At 58.3% G+C, this 410-nt stretch carries 1 rRNA gene; it reads left to right on the forward strand.

What is annotated here, in order from left to right:
* Positions 1-89: ribosomal RNA gene (locus ADK57_RS15380) — 16S ribosomal RNA — on the forward strand; the annotation flags it as partial.
* Between the last annotated feature and the right edge of the window lie 321 nt (positions 90-410).

Here is a 410-nt window from a genome sequence, read left to right on the forward strand (position 1 = left end):
GGAGGGAGCTGTCGAAGGTGGGACTGGCGATTGGGACGAAGTCGTAACAAGGTAGCCGTACCGGAAGGTGCGGCTGGATCACCTCCTTTCTAAGGAGCACTTCTAGGCAGCCGCAAGGTTGTCCAGAGGCCAGTACATCGGCGAATGTCTGATGCTGGTTGCTCATGGGTGGAACGTTGACTACTCGGCACACTTGATCGTCTTTCTTCTTCCAGTACTGCTCTTCGGAGTGTGGAACGTGGAGGGAAGCGGCGAGGGTGTCGGGCACGCTGTTGGGTGTCTGAGGGTGCGAGCGTTTGCTCGTCCTTCGATGCCGGCCCCGGTGCAGCATCACGGAAGTGGTGTGTGACGGGTGGCTGGTCGTTGTTTGAGAACTGCACAGTGGACGCGAGCATCTGTGGCCAAGTTTT

Source organism: Streptomyces sp. MMG1533, from assembly GCF_001279775.1.
Taxonomy (GTDB): Bacteria; Actinomycetota; Actinomycetes; order Streptomycetales; family Streptomycetaceae; genus Streptomyces.